An 18,092-nucleotide genomic window follows, 5' to 3' on the forward strand; every position below is an offset into this window, starting at 1 on the left:
TGGTATAGACAACTATACTTAAAAAGGGTAAACTAAATTCAAAGACAACGAATAAGGGGGCACAACCATGAGCAGCTCTTTATTGCTCTCCAATATTCATATTGTGACAAAGACTGAAATGATTGCAAACGGTTTTGTCGGTTTACGCGACGGCAAGATTGACTATATTTCAACAACACCACCGACAGGAAATTATGAAAAAGTATATATTTCCCGGGAAAACTTTTATCTACTTCCCGGAATGATTGATATTCACATCCATGGCGGATATGGAGCAGATATGATGGATGCGACATCAGAAGCCATGAATACACTCGCTGACAACTTACCGTCAGAAGGAACGACAAGTTTTTTAGCCACAACCATCACTCAAAACCATCATGAGATAGAGCAAGCACTTAAAAATGTCGCCAAGTGGAAACAATACAATGAAGAACAAGCAGGCGTTCAGGCACAATGTTTAGGTATCCATCTTGAAGGTCCTTTTATTTCTAAAGATAAAGCAGGGGCACAGCCTGTTCAATGGATACAGCAGCCCGATCGCCCTCTTTTTGAAAAATGGTTGGATGCTTCTGAACGGCTTATTCGAATTGTCACGTTCGCACCTGAGGAAGACCCTGATTTTGCTTTTCTTTCCTTGTTGCAAGAAAAAAACATTATTCCTTCTATTGGACATACGAATGCCCATCATGACATGATTGAATTAGCAGCAAAGCATGGTGCACGCCATGTCACGCATCTTTATAATGCACTGAGTTCGTTTCAGCATCGTGAACCAAACGCTGTAGGAGCTGCTCTTACAAACGACGATCTCCATACTGAGCTGATTACGGATGGGATACACTCCCACCCACTTTCCATCAAGCTTGCGTATTTGGCAAAAGGAAGTGATCGTTTAATGATGATCACAGACTCGATGCGCGCAAAAGGACTTGGAAATGGCACGTATGAATTTGGGGGTCAAACAGTCACAGTGAGCGGCGAACAAGCTTTACTGGCAGATGGTACACTTGCAGGATCTATTCTGCGAATGAAAGATGGCGTCAAACGGATGAAACAGATCACACATTGCGAATGGACAGAGATCGCAAAGATGACCTCAACTAATGCAGCCATTCAGCTAGGACTTGATCAGCAGCTTGGTTCGATTGAAGTTGGAAAACAAGCAGACCTTGTGATCTGGGATGAGTCTGGTGAACTAATGATGACGATCTGCCATGGACAAATCGTCTTTGAGAAAAAGGAGGCCAACCACTAATGAACATCATTGAATTTGAAGATAAAGAACAATTAGGAAAAGAAGCAGCAGCCCTGATCGCGCGCACAATCGCTTCTAAACCAGATGCCGTACTCGGCCTGGCAACGGGCGGTACACCTCTTGATACGTATCAAGAGTTAATTCACCTTCATCAATCACAACAATTGTCTTTCAAACAAACAAAAACAGTCAATTTAGATGAATATGCAGGCCTTGATCCAGATCATGAAAATAGTTATATGACCTATATGAAACGTCATTTATTTGATCATATTGATCTTCCACAGGATCAGTATTTTCTTCCAAATGGCGCTGCACCTGATTTAGAAAAGGAATGCTTAAGATATGATCAGCTCATTCAGGATATAGGCGGCATCGACCTTCAGCTTCTTGGAATCGGTCAAAATGGACATATTGGGTTTAACGAGCCCGGTACCCCATTTAACTCAAAGACTCATGTCGTGCAACTAGATGAAAACACACGGCAGGCCAATGCAAGATACTTTTCTTCTATTGATGAAGTGCCTACACATGCCATCACCATGGGCATTGCAAGCATTCTTTCTAGTAAAAAGATTCTCCTTCTTGCATCAGGAAAATCAAAAGCGAAAGTGATACAATATTTAGAACAGACTGAGATACACCCAGACTTCCCAGCATCTGCTCTGAAACTTCATGAAGATGTGACGATTTTGATTGATCGAGAAGCTGGGTCACTACGCTAAAGCTAAACACGAGAGGATTTTCACATGTTTATTGATAAGCAGTCACCTATTCCGATGTACCATCAGATTATGGAGAACTTGAAAAAACAGATTGAGGATGGAACATTAGCACCTGATACACTCATTCCTTCTGAAAGAGAATATGCCGAACGCTTTGGTATAAGTCGAATGACTGTCAGACAAGCCTTATCGAACCTTGTGAATGAAGGATATTTGTATCGACAAAAAGGAAAAGGCACCTTTGTGAGCCGAAAAAAATTTGAACAGCCGCTTCAAGGCTTAACAAGCTTTACAGAGGATATGCGTCAGCGTGGTCTTAAAGCTTCAAGCCAGCTGATTGATTTCACAAAAACCGTCTGTCCAGATCACTTGCTGCCTGTCTTACAACTGTCAAATGGCGATGCTATATTTGAACTCAAACGGATACGCCTCGCAAATGATGAACCGATGGCGATTGAAACGAGCTATATCCCTGAAGCATTTGCAGGAGATTTAACAAGGGAACATTTAACTGGCTCTATATATGAATATATAGAGACTCAAACAGGCCTTACAATTGCTCATGCAAAACAAGAGCTTGAAGCGAATGTGGCTTCAAATGAAGAAGCACACGTGCTGTCTATTTCAACAGGCGATCCCGTGCTCTCAATCGCAAGAACGACTTATTTTCAGAATGATATTCCGTTTGAATATGTTCTTTCCGTTTATAGAGGAGATCGTTACAAGCTCATTCATACAATGGAAAGATAAACAGTGCCCTTATAAAAGGAGCACTGTTCTTATTTCCTAAGAAATGTTTCTTCACGATCATTTTTTGTATGAATTTTCCATATCGGTGAAATCGCTTTTCCTTGAAAACGATCTTTTGCTACGGTGTACCAATAATAGTCTTCGTTTGGCTTTAAGCCTTTCCACTCAAAGCTTGCTTTTTTGCCGCTTTTTACGCCGCGCGCCTCTCCTAACAAAACATTTGTGTACACATTGAGTTCAAAATAGTTGGTTTTGACAGATTTCATTTTCGGCGTCAAATCCACATCGATTGAAAAATCATCCTGATCTCCATACGTTTTAGGATCGTAGAAATGCTCTTGATTCATGTAAGGTGAGTATGTCGTAAAATGAAGCTGGTTTTTTTCTTGATCGGCTGTTATCAATCGCATAAACCCTTGTCCACCTTCAGGCCCTGACTGATAATCGGCGAGTATTTGATATACTTTCCGGTCTACTTTACCATCCTTGTCATCGTCAAGCTCATCTACTTTCCTGCTCGCTCCGTGATAGTGACCGCTAAATACCGCCACTATATTGGGATGGCGTTTCACTACCTGGTGGAAGATGAGGTCGCCAATCGGACTGCGGTTGCCACTGACCAACAAATACTCATGGAAATTTAAAATGACGATACGGTCTGGATGCTCAGAAATCACACGGTTCAACCAATCAATTTCATCTTGCTTAATCCCCCAGCCCATGTATACCATCATATAATCATTGCCACCGGCAGAGATGAGATCATAATGACCTCGATTGTTTTGATAGGATTCACCATAGTACGGTTTATTTGCAAAGCGTTTCTCACCGAAATATTTCCCATATTCCGCATAAAAACCGTCCTTATGTCGAACATCATGATTTCCTGCTAAAACACCATAAGGAATCTGATGCTCATCTAACACGCGCATAAACGTATCGGCTCGTTGCCATTGTTTATCTTTTGAATCATCCACAATGTCACCTGTATGGAACACATATTGAATGTTTAACTTTTCTCTCTGGTCTCTGATCCACTCGACCATTTGTTTAAAGATATGAGGATAGCTCTTTGCATAATATTGTGTGTCAGACATCCAAACCATCTTATATGGCTTTTGCGCTTTACTGATTTCATCCTGTACAAGCAAATCAAACTTATGATTCTTCATGTACTGTCTGACGGACAGCAGTCCTTTCAGGTAAAATTCCTTTTGATCCTTAGCAAAATGATGAGTAATTTTATCCCACTTTTCTTGCTGATGATTCCATGCATACATGGTCACCTTTCTCCCTGTCAATGAACTCCCTTTCCATATCGCTTCGACGACATCCTTTTCACGTACATCTTGATGAACCTTGATTTGAAAACGATGATAGGGAAAACGATGTAAATCCTTCGTTTCAACTGACTTACCATCAGCAAATGCAATGCGATTCCTTTCTTCATGAGAAAAGATCATTTCTCCTTTTTCGTTAAAGCTCTTTGGCGGTTCTGTCTCCGCTGCATATTTCAAAATGTTCATTGATGGATGCAACGATGTATATTGATACGCACGGTAAAAGGAATAATCCAGCTTATCATTCGTTGGGTCCTTGGTGAGCACAGTTTGCTTTGACGATTTCATTTTCGTCTTATCTGCTACACGTTCTGGTGGCTCAGGGTGTTCATGTACCGTCTTGAATTCCTTTTTCAACGTTGACATGTTTCCTGCGGCATCTTTTGCTTTAATTGTTAACGTGTGCTCCCCCGGGTATAATTCGCTAGAGGACGTCTGGTATGGCAAGGAAATTGGCTTGCCATCTACATATGCTTTCATCTCTTCTATGTCACTCCAACGATCCGTTACCTTTGCTTTTAACGTAAAGGCTCCTTTATATGCATCCTTTGTTTGGACGTTGGTTTTAATTTTTGGACCCGTATTATCGACCATCACATGTACAGATGCATGCTCGTCTGAGGTTTTGGCCTCAATCAGGTGCGGCCCCTCTTTCAACCTTCTTGTATCCCACTTCATAAACGTTGAAACATAAGCTTCTTTTGGTATTTCAAATTGAAATGTTCTGACCTTTTTGGCGTTACCGCTGTCTCCCATTCTCCATTCTTTTTCCGGCTTTGCATTGATTGGAGGAATTTGAGTTCCATTCGATAAAATCATCCGAACGTTTTTTAGTTCAAAATCATCGTGATTCTCACCAGGCAACCGATCAACTGGAGAAGATTTTGTTCCTGCATGGAAGGAGATCGATTGGAGACCTGCTTTTTTCATCTCTGCTTCTGGTATTGGCATTGTATAGGTACGATACACTTTTGTCGAATCATCAAAAATAGAAAGTAAGTGCTTACCTATGGACACACCATTTTTAAAATATAAATTTGTCCCTTTGACATCAAATGCAATATATGGATCTGCTTCAAGGGCAGAAAACACTTGCTGATTCCGCTTTCCATCTATCAATAATTCAATGCTTTTTTTCTGATCAGACGTTGCTTTTAATGGAAATAATCCTAAAACCGTATCTCCTTCTTCTACATTGAATCGAAGGCCATGAGCTTTGCTAACTTGCTCTACATCAATCATTTTTTTCATCGTCATTGCTGTATTTTCACCGTCTGACGCTTCAAGCTGATATTCCAATTGTTCTTTACCAATCAACTCAGGTGAGTAAATAATATGATGAAATAATCGGTCGTTATGATCTTTTTGAAGCAGTATTTCCTTAAAATCATCTTTCCGATTTGTTCGATAGCGAAGCTTGACGGTTTTGACGACCTGATCATCCTGTACATCTGCTTTAACCTCTATGCTTTCAGTTGGTTTCACTGGTTTCCTCACTGTCATATCTTCAATCACAGGTTTATGGATATCTTGAGAAATTTCTTTTTTCTCAGATGGAATTTGTGCTTTTAGCACTTTGCCAGGCGTAGGCTCTTCTTCAATTTTCGAGATCAGCTTCATTTGCGAAGTACCGTCCATTGGATATTTGAACAGCAAAGATTTATGCTCACTAAACCATGATGGCTTTAAGCGAAATGCTGCTGAAGAAATCTCCTCCCCTATATTCGTTGTAATGGAAACAAGACGAGATTTAGAGTTGGACAGCCCTTTGCTTTCGATGACAGATACATGCTCTCCCTCTTTTAATTGACTTTTGTACATGGCATTGAAGTCCGCTACAGTTAAATGCTCCTGTCCTTTTTTCCTCAGCCAGAAAACATACGGTTTTCCAGGTGAAAGAGTGACTGGATTTGTGTGAAAGGAATACACATCATCCATTTCGGTTCCTTGTGCAGGATTGCGGTAGCGAAGCTGATAATGTTTAAGAGAGATAGGCTCATGTGTTGTGTTATATACCTCAATAAATTCAAATGCATCTTTGCCTTTGCGATTTTTTGAATTGACAACAATTTCTGTGATGACTAAGTCCGGAATGCGCGAAAGATCCTCTTCAAATCCATTTAAGTGGACAGATTGTTCTGCCGTTTTGATCACGGACTTTTGCGTAAGAAACTCTGTATAGTAACGAACGGTTGAATTCCATAATTGATCTGGCGGAATTTTCGCTGTAAATTCTGGCTTCATACCTGGCAGCCGTTCCATTGGGATCAAACGGTACCCTAGCTCATCACTTTGTTTATAATACAAGTTCGCAGACAAAATTTGTTCCGGATCCGTAATCGACGCACGAAACTGGAGATCACGGCTTTTTTCCCCTAGAACTGGACGGACATCCACATGAAAGGGATCAAAGATAAAAGGAGAAAAAGGCTTGTCCGGTATATTGACTTGTGTTTGAATAAAAGGCCCTGCTGAAGCAGGCTGATTGAAACAAAAAAGAATGATAAAAAAACATAAAAGCATGATTTGTCTGCTCACGTTCACCATCGTGCACCGCCTCCCTTCGGATATTGTGTCTCCTGAAGGAAGTTTTTATGTCAGATGAAACGGAGAAACGATACAAAATGGGTCAAAAAAAAACCGTTAGCTTTTTTTCGCTAACGGCTCCACAATTCCTTTTTGTATCAACAGATGGAAAATGGATAAGATGACAGCCATCCAAATGGCCGTTCCAAACCCATCAATATTAAAACTATCGCCCATAAAACTTGATGTCATCATAAGTGTGATGGCATTAATCACAAATAAGAACAATCCTAGTGTAAGAACGGTTACTGGAAGCGTTAAAATGATCAAAAACGGCTTCACTAAAATATTGAGCAAGGATAAAATGATACTTGCCACAATGGCTGCGCCAAACCCTTCAATATATACGCTCCCAAGCCCTGGCAGAATGCCTGAATCAAAATATCCAGCAATGACGATTAAAAGTAATGCATTGACTAAAATACTGACGATCCATCTAAGCATTTAGTTAGTGCCTTCTTCCGGAACAACAAAATACCAGATGAAGTAGACCAAGAAAATTGGCATAAATGCTGTCATAAATCCGATGATGACCGTTAATATGCGAAGCAGAGATGCATCGACCCTTAAGTATTCGGCAAGTCCACCAACAACACCCGCTATTTTTTTATCTGTTGCTGAACGATAAAGCTTCTTCATGTAGAATCACTCCTTGTCTGATTGGTGCTTTACTTGTATTGAACCTGTTTTTGTTTCTGCAAAAATGGATATACTGTTCACTGCCTGTTGGTTGGCTTTGATCATTTTCTCTTTTTGTAATGTCTCATTTTTCTCTTTAATCATCTCTGCATCAAGCAAATCGTGAGAAATAGACCCAAGATTGCTTTTCAGCTCAGCGGTCACTGCACAAGCACGCGGGATCTGGACGTCCACACTGCCTGTTGTCGTTTTCGCATAAATGGAACGGCACTTCTCATCCGACAGCTGAACAGCAATGTTTCCGTTAAAGCTTTGGGCATCAATTGACTCACTTTTCCCGCGCAGGTCAATAAGCCCATTAATGGTTTCTACTTCAATCATACCACACTCGTGATCCGCCAGTTTAATTTGTCCATTTGCTGTTTCAATTCCAACCTTTTCCGCCTGTAAAGAGGCAAAAGAGACAACACCATTGGTGGTTTTCGCAGTAAGTTCTTTTGTCTTTAGCTTTTCCCCGCGGATCGGACCATTAAACAGCTTAACCTTGATTTTATCGTATTGGATACGTGGCACATATAAAGTGACATTGACTTTCATTGTCTTCTTTTCGGTCCGGATAAAAAATTTATCCCCTTCGAGGCCGCAGTCCAATTGATTGAGAAATTGCTGTCTTGCCTGCTCTCCGTCTTCTGCACGGTAGATTTTCGCATAGCATTCTGCTCGAATATCACCATCGTCCCAAGGCATCACATTGAGACTGCCGTTCGCCAATTGAATATCTAAATGAGAGAGCGAGGCGTCTTTGAACTGAAAAATGTGCTCAACGTCGACCGACTGTCCAAAGTTCAAATCAAGATCTACGTCTTTCACCTTTTTCACCGCAGAATCTAACCAGCCAAACAGCTTTGCACCAAGATTTTCTGTACCAGTTCCTTTGCTCTCCGTGCCTGCTTTTTCTTCATGAAAGGTGTGATCAACCGTTGATTTTTCTAATGAAACAGACGGATTTTCCTCCAATTTTTCAAGCAGCGTAATCGCTTCTTTTGCAGATAATGTCCCGTCTTCTACTAATTTTAAAATGCGTTCTTTTTCATTCATACAAAGCCCCTCCTACGATTTGATGGATTGAAGTACTTTAATACCTTGAATGATATTCCAAATGACAGAGATCAAAAATCCAATAGCGACTAAAAAGGACAAGATGAGCATCGTGATCACTGGCATAAGTGAGTCACTTGCCTGTGTCGACAATAAAAATGGGATAGACCCAAAAACCAGCAACACGCACGCTGCGACTGGCAAAACATGTGACCATAATGCTCGCAACGCGTGCCGTTTCGGTTCCTTTTGGTCGACTACAAAATATGCCACGATCGGTACAATAAACGGCATAAAAAATACACTGAAATAACAAATTGATGCAATGATCGACTGATCTCTATTCATATATATTCGCTCCTTCATGATGAAAATTCCTTTCTAACTCATACGTTTATTGCGTATCAAAAGTTTCAAAATCATTCGATTTACATATGACCTTAGACATAAATTACATCTTTTTGCACCTAAGTGTAGATTCTTCACGGATTACCCTTTAAAATATGTTGAAAAGATGGTGATTATCATTATAGGGGGTAATTATTTTGACAGATCATCATAATACTAACCACACGGCTCAAACGCTTTTAGACCTTATACAGAAACAAAAAAGCATGAACAGCGATATGATCAGGGAGCTTGAGACCATTCATCCGTCTCATCCACAGTATGGTGATATCCGTTATTTAAAAGTACTGCTCGACAGCAGCAGCACGCATATTTTAAAGGATTTAACGCAGCTCAGTCATTTAATGCCAAAGGAAGATGCGCAATAAAAGAAAACCCCTCTTAACGAGGGGTTTTTTTATGATGAAGTCACACTTTCTGTTTCTTTGACCAACTGTTTCATTCGTTTACGGTCACGCTCTAAAATAGGCTTTAAGTATCGACCAGTGTAAGAAGCTTTTTCTTTTGCAATTTGCTCAGGAGTCCCAGAGGCAATGATCGTTCCGCCGCCAGCACCGCCCTCTGGTCCGAGATCAACGAGGTAATCAGCAGCCTTGATAATATCAAGGTTATGCTCAATCACTAGCACCGTATCTCCGTTTTCGACCAAACGCTGAAGCACTTTTAATAAACGGGCAATATCATCCACATGCAGACCTGTTGTCGGCTCGTCTAAAATATAAAGAGACCTTCCGTTTGAACGGCGGTGAAGCTCAGATGCCAATTTCACACGCTGGGCCTCTCCCCCGGACAATGTCGTCGCAGGCTGTCCAAGTGTAATGTACCCTAGTCCAACATCAAAAATCGTTTGAAGCTTCCGCTTAATTTTCGGGATGTTCTCGAAAAATTGGAGTGCGTCCTCCACGGTCATTTCAAGCACATCAGCAATGTTCTTCCCTTTATATGTGACCTCAAGTGTCTCGCGGTTATACCGTTTCCCGTGGCACACCTCACAAGGCACATACACATCAGGTAAAAAGTGCATTTCGATTTTAATGATGCCATCTCCGCGACATGCCTCACAGCGTCCACCTTTGACGTTAAAGCTGAATCTCCCTTTTTTATACCCTCGTACCTTTGCTTCATTGGTTTGTGCAAACACATCCCGCACATCGTCAAATACACCTGTATACGTGGCAGGGTTGGATCTTGGCGTACGGCCGATTGGAGATTGATCAATATCAATCACCTTATCTAAATGATCCATTCCTTTGATTTCTTTGTGCTGTCCTGGCTTCGCCTTCGCTCTGTGCAGTTTTTGCGCAAGTGATTTTAATAGAATTTCATTCACAAGCGTACTTTTCCCTGAACCAGACACCCCAGTCACAGCTGTAAAGACGCCTAGAGGGAACTTCGCATTGACGTTTTTCAGGTTGTTTTCTTTTGCACCTTTGATCTCAATATAGCGGCCGTCAGGCTTTCTTCTTTCGATCGGCAGCGGGATAAATTTCTCTCCAGATAAATATTGTCCTGTTAAAGATTTCTTGTCCTTCATGACTTCTTCCGGCGTTCCAGCTGAAATCACTTCTCCTCCATGAACTCCTGCTCCAGGTCCAATATCAATCAAATAATCAGCGGCTAGCATCGTATCTTCATCATGCTCTACGACAATGAGGGTATTCCCGATATCGCGCATGTTTTTCAATGTCCCGATCAATCGGTCATTATCACGCTGATGCAGACCAATAGATGGTTCATCTAATATATAAAGAACACCTGTCAGCCTTGACCCGATTTGAGTCGCCAGACGAATCCGCTGCGCCTCTCCTCCGGATAGTGTGCCAGCCGAGCGGCTCAATGTGAGGTAATCTAATCCCACATTATTTAAGAAGGACAAGCGCTCTTTGATTTCACGTAAAATGAGCTGAGCAATCTGTAAATCTTTCTCAGACAACTCGATTTCACCATATAAATCAAGGGCATCAGAGACAGACAAATCAGTGATTTCTCCAATATGTTTGCCATTGATCAGAACCGCAAGCGTCTCTTTTTTCAGACGATATCCTTTACATGTCGGACATGGCTGGTTCGCCATATATTTCTCCATTTGCTCACGAATATAATCAGAGCTGGTTTCTTTATAGCGTCGTTCAATATTACGAAGAACACCTTCAAATTCAATTTCATTTTCACGTACCTGACCAAAATCATTTTCATATTTGAAATAAATCCGTTCAGAGCCGCTGCCATATAAAATTTTATCGAATAAATGCGACGGTATATCTTTCACTGGAATGTCCATGTCGATGCCGTAATGTGTGCATACTGCCTCAAGAAGCTGAGGATAGTATTGTGAGCTCTGCGGCTCCCAAGGGGCAATGGCATGCTGTCGTAACGTCAAATCCTTATTAGGAATGACAAGCTCAGGGTCAACTTCTAGTTTAGAGCCAAGCCCATCACAGCTCGGACAGGCACCAAAAGGACTATTAAATGAAAACATTCTCGGCTCAAGCTCACCAATAGAAAATCCGCAGTGCGGACAGGCATGATGTTCACTGAATAACAGCTCTTCTTGTCCAATCACGTCAATCATCACACGGCCTTCACCTAGTCGAAGCGCCGTTTCAAGGGAGTCAGACAGCCGAGCCGCAACGCCTTCCTTCACCACGATTCGGTCAATCACGACTTCAATGGAATGCTTCTTGTTCTTTTCAAGCTCGATCTCTTCTGATAGATCTTCCATCTCTCCATCGACTCTTACTCGCACATAGCCTTGCTTTCGAATTTGATCAAGTACTTTAACATGTGTTCCCTTGCGGCCAGATACGACCGGCGCAAGCACTTGCAATTTCGTTCTTTCTGGATATTCTAAAATACGATCTGTCATCTGCTCAATCGTTTGGGACGTAATTTCAATCCCATGTATCGGACAAATAGGTTTCCCAACTCGAGCATACAAGAGTCGTAAATAATCATAGATTTCAGTAACGGTTCCAACTGTTGATCTAGGGTTCCGGCTCGTCGTCTTCTGATCAATACTAATTGCCGGAGAAAGACCTTCAATGGCATCTACATCCGGTTTATCCATTTGACCGAGAAATTGGCGCGCATACGCTGAAAGAGATTCAACGTACCTGCGCTGACCCTCTGCATAAATGGTATCAAAGGCAAGCGACGATTTTCCTGAACCAGATAAACCCGTGATGACCACTAACTGATCACGCGGGATATTCACATCAATATTTTTAAGGTTGTGGGCTCTAGCACCTTTCACCTCTATTCGTTCCATAGCCATCAGGCAATCATCCTTCCGCTTTTAACTCTAGCAATAGATCTCTTAATTCTGCTGCTTTTTCAAAATCAAGCGCTTTTGCTGCATCTTTCATTTCCATCTCGACCTTTTCGATCACTTTTTCTCGTTCTTTTTTGCTCATTTTTGACAGCTTTGGTGCTGCATTTGTTTCATATTCTTCCGATTCTTCATGTATCTTTGTTGCTTTAATGGCATCTCTAATTTTCTTATGGATGGTTTGCGGAGTAATTCCATATTTCTCATTATACGCCTCTTGCTGCTCTCGTCTTCGCTTCGTTTCTTGAATCGCAATATCCATTGATTTGGTCATTTTATCTGCATACATAATGACCCGGCCTTCCGAATTTCTCGCGGCACGGCCTATCGTCTGGATGAGGGATCTTTCAGAGCGTAAGAAGCCTTCTTTATCTGCATCTAAAATCGTCACGAGCGAGACCTCTGGAATATCCAGTCCTTCACGAAGAAGGTTGATTCCCACAAGCACATCATATTTTCCAAGACGCAAATCGCGAATAATCTCAATCCGCTCAAGGGTCTTAATTTCTGAATGCAGATAATTGACCTTGATTCCGATCTCTTTTAAGTAATCTGTAAGATCCTCAGACATTTTCTTCGTCAGCGTCGTCACAAGCACACGTTCATTTTTCTCAACCCGCGCATGAATTTCTCCAATTAAGTCATCAATTTGCCCTTCAATCGGACGCACTTCAATGATTGGATCAAGTAAACCTGTTGGACGAATAATTTGTTCCACAACCTCTGGGGTTTTCTCAAGCTCATAAGGACCAGGAGTGGCAGATACATGCACAATATGGTTGATATGCTTTTCAAACTCATCAAAGGTGAGCGGTCTGTTATCAAGTGCTGAAGGCAGACGGAATCCGTGATCAACCAACACTTGCTTTCTTGCTTGGTCCCCGTTGTACATCGCACGGATTTGCGGGATCGTCACATGTGACTCATCAACAACAATCATAAAATCATCCGGGAAATAATCAAGCAATGTGTAAGGTGTTGAACCAGGAGGACGCAAGGTCAGGTGCCTTGAGTAGTTCTCGATTCCTGAACAAAAGCCCATTTCTCTCATCATCTCAAGGTCATATCTTGTCCGCTGCTCAAGGCGCTGCGCTTCTAGCAATTTTCCATTATCTCGAAGTTTTTCGAGCTGCTCTTCAAGCTCTTGTTCAATATTAATAATCGCTTTTTCCATTTTTTCTTCTCTTGTGACGAAGTGAGATGCTGGGAAAATAGCCACATGCTCACGATCACCGAGTATTTCTCCAGTGAGTGCATCCACTTCACGAATACGTTCAATTTCATCACCGAAAAACTCCACTCTGATACAATGTTCATCACGTGAAGCAGGAAAAATTTCAACGACGTCTCCTCGTACTCGGAAGGTTCCGCGCTGAAAATCTATATCATTACGAGAATACTGAATGTCCACCAGCTTACGAAGAAGCTGATTGCGTTCAATCTCCATTTCAGTACGTAAAGACAGCACAAGCTCTCGGTATTCCTCTGGCGAACCTAAGCCATAAATACAGGAGACACTGGCAATGATGATGACATCTCTCCGCTCAAATAACGAGGACGTAGCGGAGTGTCTCAGCTTATCAATCTCATCATTGATGCTAGCATCCTTTTCAATAAATGTATCAGTCTGAGGCACATACGCCTCTGGTTGGTAATAATCATAGTAACTCACAAAATATTCGACAGCATTATTCGGAAAAAATTCCTTGAACTCGCTGTATAGCTGACCGGCAAGTGTCTTGTTATGCGCAATGACAAGTGTCGGTTTGTTCACTTCTTTGATCAGGTTGGATACAGTAAAGGTCTTTCCCGTACCTGTAGCACCTAACAGCGTTTGATGCTGTTTCCCCTGATGGATCCCCTCAACAAGCTTTTCAATTGCCTTCGGCTGATCTCCTTGGGGCTGATAGTTAGAAACTAATTCAAAGCGGTCACTCACATCAAAGCCTCCGTTTCGTTACGAAATTTATCTAATGAATATATTATCATAAAAGAACACAAAAATACGAACTAAAGTTCGGCTCTTACTTGATTTTTATTTCCAATACAGTCATACCCTCTCTTCAATACCAAATAACCCTCTTGCGAAAACCTTCCTTTCAGTATGGAACATTTTGGTGAGAGATATTCGATGAGCAGAAAAAGAGAACAAAAGAAAGCTGCACTCACTAGAATTCGTAAGCACAGCTTATAAAACGTCATCTTTCTGCCTAACACGCTCTTGATGATGATATCAATGATTTTTTTCAGCCTTTTCTCTCTTTTCAATTTCTTTTTTAGCCATATATAATGCCCCAGCTACTAAAGAAATGATATCTAATCCCACAATAAAGTAGGTTTCTGTATAGCCCTTCATGTACGAGGCAAATAAAAGCGCTGCTGTTAATGCAATGCCCACATAATGATTATAAGTAACCTTTGAAAATAAAATAACGAGCAGGAAAGGAAAAACAAGTGCAAATATGGCTTTTGTAATCACAAAAACCCTCCCTCTTCTTGGTCTACTCCCTTGATTATAGTAAAGATTGGCATATTGAACAATTCACAGTTTTCAATTTCACCTATTTTTCTTTCTGTTCGGAGACTTTTGTTATAGATATAGAAGGAAATTAGTGAGAATGTCCCCTTTGTAAAGATAGGTCTTTCCGTCTTTGACAGTAACATCCAATAAATCCTATGATTAAAATGATAGTGCGCACTATCATTTTAGAAACGATAGAGAGACAGACAAACCATTGGCTATTTGGATAAGGGGGCATTCCCATGTATTCAGTTTTATTTCATGCGGCTGAAGAATCCGCAGCACTCGCAGGGGCAAAAGGCCTGAATTTAATCAAATTAAACAATCACGGCCTGCCAGTCCCAGATGGATTTATTATCAAAACCAACAGCTTTTCAAGCTTTCTTTCATATCACAACCTGCATCCAACTGAACAAAACCTTGCTGACAAAATCAAAAAAGCATCGTTTCCTTCTCAAATGGAAGCAGAACTCCTTTCGTCCTTTCAATCATTGCGGAAGACTTATCCCTCAGTTGCAGTTCGATCCTCTTCTGTTGCTGAAGATCTCGAAGGCGCCTCATTTGCAGGACAGTACGAGACCTATTTAAATATCAAAACAAATGAAGAATTCTTACAGGCTGTCAAAGAATGCTGGTCTTCTTATTTTGGAGCAAGAGTGACAGAATATAAGGAAGAGATGGATGAAAACGAGGAAGAGATGCCGCTCATGGCTGTTGTCGTTCAAGGATTGATCCATTCTGACGTCTCCGGTGTCATCTTTAGTGAGAATCCCGTAACAGGAAAAACAAATGAAATGATGCTCACAGCAAGCTACGGACTAGGAGAAGCAATCGTCTCCGGGCTTGTGACGCCTGACACATTTGTTATAGACAAAGAGACACTTTTTATTGAAAAATCACTTGGAACGAAAGAGCTGCAAATTATCCCTTATCAAGAAGGTGTCATTGAACAAGCAGTAACGGAAGAAATGGCTGGTCAGTTTTGTCTATATGATGACCAATTAGAAGAAATCACGCAAATCACCAAACAAGTAGAAGCACTTTATGGTCATAGCGTCGATATCGAATTTGGAATAGCAAATGGCACATTTTATTTACTTCAAGCCAGGCCGATTACCGCAGCCCTCTCAAAAGCAGCGGATGAGACAGCGGGCGCTTCTTTTCAAATGCAGCCAGACGAGCTGCAGGATTTCTGGATCTCAATGGACGATCATCTGCCGGGCCCAACAAGTCCTCTCTTTTCAAGCCTGATCATCCCAGCATTAAAAAGCGGTATGAAGAAAAATGGTGAAAAATATCAAGTGCCTGATCTGAATATTAAAGATATCAAGCTTTATAGAGGTCACCTGTATTCATCACCGTCACTGCCTGAAGCAAGTGCAGAAGCTGCACCAGTTTTTGATGAGAGCATATTTGAGTTATTTCCGCATTTAAGTGAACGTATGTATGAGATTTTAGAGAAAAATTTCTTTCCCTTTTACGAAAAACTCGATCATAAAATGAAGGAACCGATGACCATTGAAGACGCCATCGTCGGCTTCGAAGAATTAAAGACTTTTTATATACAAGCATACGATGATCATTTTGATATTGTCATACCTCAAGTCATTTTATCGGCTATGATTGAAGACATGCTTGTGACGTATACTGGTGATCAATCACAAGTGATCCTGCTGCATGAGATGATGATAGGCGTGATGAACAAATCTCTTGAAACAGACAAGAAGCTATCTGATTTTGCAAAGAGTGTCCATCAAGATACTGAACTTCATCAAGCATTTATGAACCATGAAAAGAATCCAGCACTGCTTGATGTACTCACTCAATCGGAAAAAGGCAGACACTTCATTTCGACATTAGAAGAATTTCTTCAAGTCTATGGCTGGCGATCTGTTAAAAGTCATGACCTTACGGAAGAGACATGGGTGGAAAACCCTGAGTTTATACTAGATATCATCAGAAACAATATTCAACACCAAAGTGATTTTGATGAAGAATTTGCACAAGCCGTCATCAAAAGACAAGAGACATATGAACATTTTATGAGCCAAGTGAAGGATGAAGCGTTTAAAACGAAATTTGAGACTCTTTACCAATTCGCCCTACAGGCCGCTAATATCCGTGACGATCACCACTTCTATATTGATGCCATGTTAGATGCTAAAGCCAGGGTATATCTATTAAAGATTGGTGAACTTCTTGTACAAAAAGGAGCGATCCCTCATCCAGAAGATCTATGGTACCTCTACGATGAGGAGGTACACACAGCGCTCACAACCTCTACATCATTTGATACGGTCATCGCACAAAGAAAAATTGACATGAAAGATAATGAAGCCATCCAACCACCAGCTTATATGGGTACCCCAACTGAAGCTGAATTGCAGCAAGTAGAAAGAATGCTCGGTTCATTAAGAGAAAATGAAAACAATACAAGCGATATGATCTATGGAATTGGCGCATCTAGCGGCATTGTTTCTGGAAGAGTAAAAGTCATTACATGTGCTGAGGAATTCTCACAATTTCAAAAGGATGATATTTTAGTTTGCAAAACAACCACACCTTTATGGACGAGCTTATTTAGAGATGCAAAAGCAGTCATCACCGATGCTGGAGGCATTTTGTCTCATTCAGCTATTATCGCTAGAGAGTATATGATGCCAGCTGTCCTAGGAACCCGAATAGCGACTGAAACACTTCAATCAGGTGACCTTGTGACAGTAGATGGAAGCAATGGACGCATTCAGATATTAAAACAGCATGCACGTGTCTAACTTTATCGTTTTGGATCATATTGGCGGTCATAGGTTTTATCGGTATACTTACTTTGTTGCAAACACATTCATAACCTGAGGTGAGTATGCTTGTTAAAATCTACAAATCAACGAATCATTCGTGCAACAATGGATTTATTGACTGAAAAGGGCTATCAAAAAACCACAACAAAAGAAATAGCCACAAAAGCGAATGTCAGTGAAGCAACAATTTTCCGCAACTTTAAAAACAAACGCGGCGTTATTGCTGCCATTATGAAAATGAAATCAACGCCGACGAAAACCTTAGAAGCAGAATTTAAAGGGGATTTATACACCGATTTAAAGTTTCTCGGTTCCTATATCCTTGAACATTTAACTTCAAAAAAAGAATTCATTTATATCAGCATGCGAGAACCGGCTATGTTTAAAGATCTGACCAGTCATGAAAAAATTTATCCTCAAGAACTAAGGGAAATGCTGATACAATACTTCAAAAAGATGAGTGCTTTGCATCATGTCTTAAAAGGAAAAGAAGACATTTATGCAGACATTTTCATTAGTACGTATTTCGGTTTTTTTATTCAGCAGCTTGAGCAAGACTTCCAGCTCGTATTAACACAAAAAGATGATTTTATTGAGACATACACACACATTTTCATGAGAGGAATTTCTCCCGCTTAAAG

14 protein-coding genes are annotated in these 18,092 nt (G+C 41.0%); 6 read left to right on the forward strand and 8 right to left on the reverse strand.

What is annotated here, in order from left to right; translation table 11 throughout:
• Positions 1-67: 67 nt before the first annotated feature.
• The 3 genes from nagA to QRN39_RS12760 are packed head-to-tail and all read left to right on the forward strand — an operon-like array spanning position 68 to position 2,733.
• The gene (gene nagA / locus QRN39_RS12750) at positions 68-1,258 is read left to right on the forward strand and encodes an N-acetylglucosamine-6-phosphate deacetylase (protein WP_050944289.1); all 1,191 of its coding nucleotides are present in this window, start codon (positions 68-70) and stop codon (positions 1,256-1,258) included.
• Positions 1,258-1,983 carry a glucosamine-6-phosphate deaminase gene (gene nagB / locus QRN39_RS12755; RefSeq protein WP_003213114.1) on the forward strand — a complete coding sequence of 242 codons (726 nt, stop codon included), beginning with the start codon at positions 1,258-1,260 and terminating at the stop codon, positions 1,981-1,983. Before nagA ends, nagB begins: the two co-directional genes overlap by 1 nt.
• A gap of 24 nt (positions 1,984-2,007) precedes the next feature.
• Entirely contained in the window at positions 2,008-2,733 is a 726-nt protein-coding gene (locus tag QRN39_RS12760; protein WP_050944292.1) for a GntR family transcriptional regulator, read from the forward strand.
• Between the two features lie 29 nt (positions 2,734-2,762).
• Here the strand turns inward: QRN39_RS12760 and QRN39_RS12765 are convergent, their stop codons facing one another.
• From QRN39_RS12765 to QRN39_RS12785, 5 genes are all read right to left on the reverse strand, one after another.
• Positions 2,763-6,620 (reverse strand): lamin tail domain-containing metallophosphoesterase family protein, encoded by a 3,858-nt coding sequence (locus QRN39_RS12765; RefSeq protein ID WP_284907369.1) that lies wholly within the window; start codon positions 6,618-6,620, stop codon positions 2,763-2,765.
• 96 nt (positions 6,621-6,716) lie between these two features.
• Positions 6,717-7,103, reverse strand: a complete 387-nt coding sequence (locus tag QRN39_RS12770) for a phage holin family protein (protein ID WP_003213568.1) — start codon at positions 7,101-7,103, stop codon at positions 6,717-6,719.
• Positions 7,104-7,298 carry a PspC domain-containing protein gene (locus tag QRN39_RS12775; protein ID WP_003213763.1) on the reverse strand — a complete coding sequence of 65 codons (195 nt, stop codon included), beginning with the start codon at positions 7,296-7,298 and terminating at the stop codon, positions 7,104-7,106.
• A gap of 6 nt (positions 7,299-7,304) precedes the next feature.
• On the reverse strand, positions 7,305-8,396 hold the full coding sequence (locus QRN39_RS12780) for a DUF4097 family beta strand repeat-containing protein (protein ID WP_284907370.1): 1,092 nt from the start codon (positions 8,394-8,396) through the stop codon (positions 7,305-7,307).
• A gap of 12 nt (positions 8,397-8,408) precedes the next feature.
• Positions 8,409-8,744, reverse strand: coding sequence for a hypothetical protein (locus QRN39_RS12785; RefSeq protein WP_012011387.1), 336 nt, complete (start codon positions 8,742-8,744; stop codon positions 8,409-8,411).
• Between the two features lie 197 nt (positions 8,745-8,941).
• Here QRN39_RS12785 and QRN39_RS12790 point away from each other — a divergent pair, with 197 nt between their 5' ends.
• Positions 8,942-9,172, forward strand: a complete 231-nt coding sequence (locus tag QRN39_RS12790) for a hypothetical protein (RefSeq protein WP_003213489.1) — start codon at positions 8,942-8,944, stop codon at positions 9,170-9,172.
• 29 nt (positions 9,173-9,201) lie between these two features.
• On the opposite strand, the gene uvrA is transcribed toward QRN39_RS12790, so the two are convergent.
• From uvrA to QRN39_RS12805, 3 genes are all read right to left on the reverse strand, one after another.
• Positions 9,202-12,078 carry an excinuclease ABC subunit UvrA gene (gene uvrA, locus QRN39_RS12795; protein ID WP_050944298.1) on the reverse strand — a complete coding sequence of 959 codons (2,877 nt, stop codon included), beginning with the start codon at positions 12,076-12,078 and terminating at the stop codon, positions 9,202-9,204.
• Between the two features lie 7 nt (positions 12,079-12,085).
• Positions 12,086-14,071 carry an excinuclease ABC subunit UvrB gene (gene uvrB, locus QRN39_RS12800; RefSeq protein WP_050944300.1) on the reverse strand — a complete coding sequence of 662 codons (1,986 nt, stop codon included), beginning with the start codon at positions 14,069-14,071 and terminating at the stop codon, positions 12,086-12,088.
• Between the two features lie 294 nt (positions 14,072-14,365).
• A complete protein-coding gene (locus tag QRN39_RS12805; protein WP_003212837.1) occupies positions 14,366-14,611 on the reverse strand; it encodes a CsbA family protein in 246 nt (81 codons plus the stop codon).
• Between the two features lie 284 nt (positions 14,612-14,895).
• Here QRN39_RS12805 and QRN39_RS12810 point away from each other — a divergent pair, with 284 nt between their 5' ends.
• Both QRN39_RS12810 and QRN39_RS12815 read left to right on the forward strand, forming a co-directional pair.
• A complete protein-coding gene (locus QRN39_RS12810) occupies positions 14,896-17,427 on the forward strand; it encodes a PEP/pyruvate-binding domain-containing protein (protein WP_284907371.1) in 2,532 nt (843 codons plus the stop codon).
• Positions 17,428-17,517: 90 nt separating this feature from the next.
• Entirely contained in the window at positions 17,518-18,090 is a 573-nt protein-coding gene (locus QRN39_RS12815; protein ID WP_050944304.1) for a TetR/AcrR family transcriptional regulator, read from the forward strand.
• Positions 18,091-18,092: the final 2 nt, after the last annotated feature.

This window comes from Bacillus sp. lyk4-R2A-2 (assembly GCF_030209735.1).
Classification (GTDB): Bacteria; Bacillota; Bacilli; order Bacillales; family Bacillaceae; genus Bacillus; species Bacillus pumilus.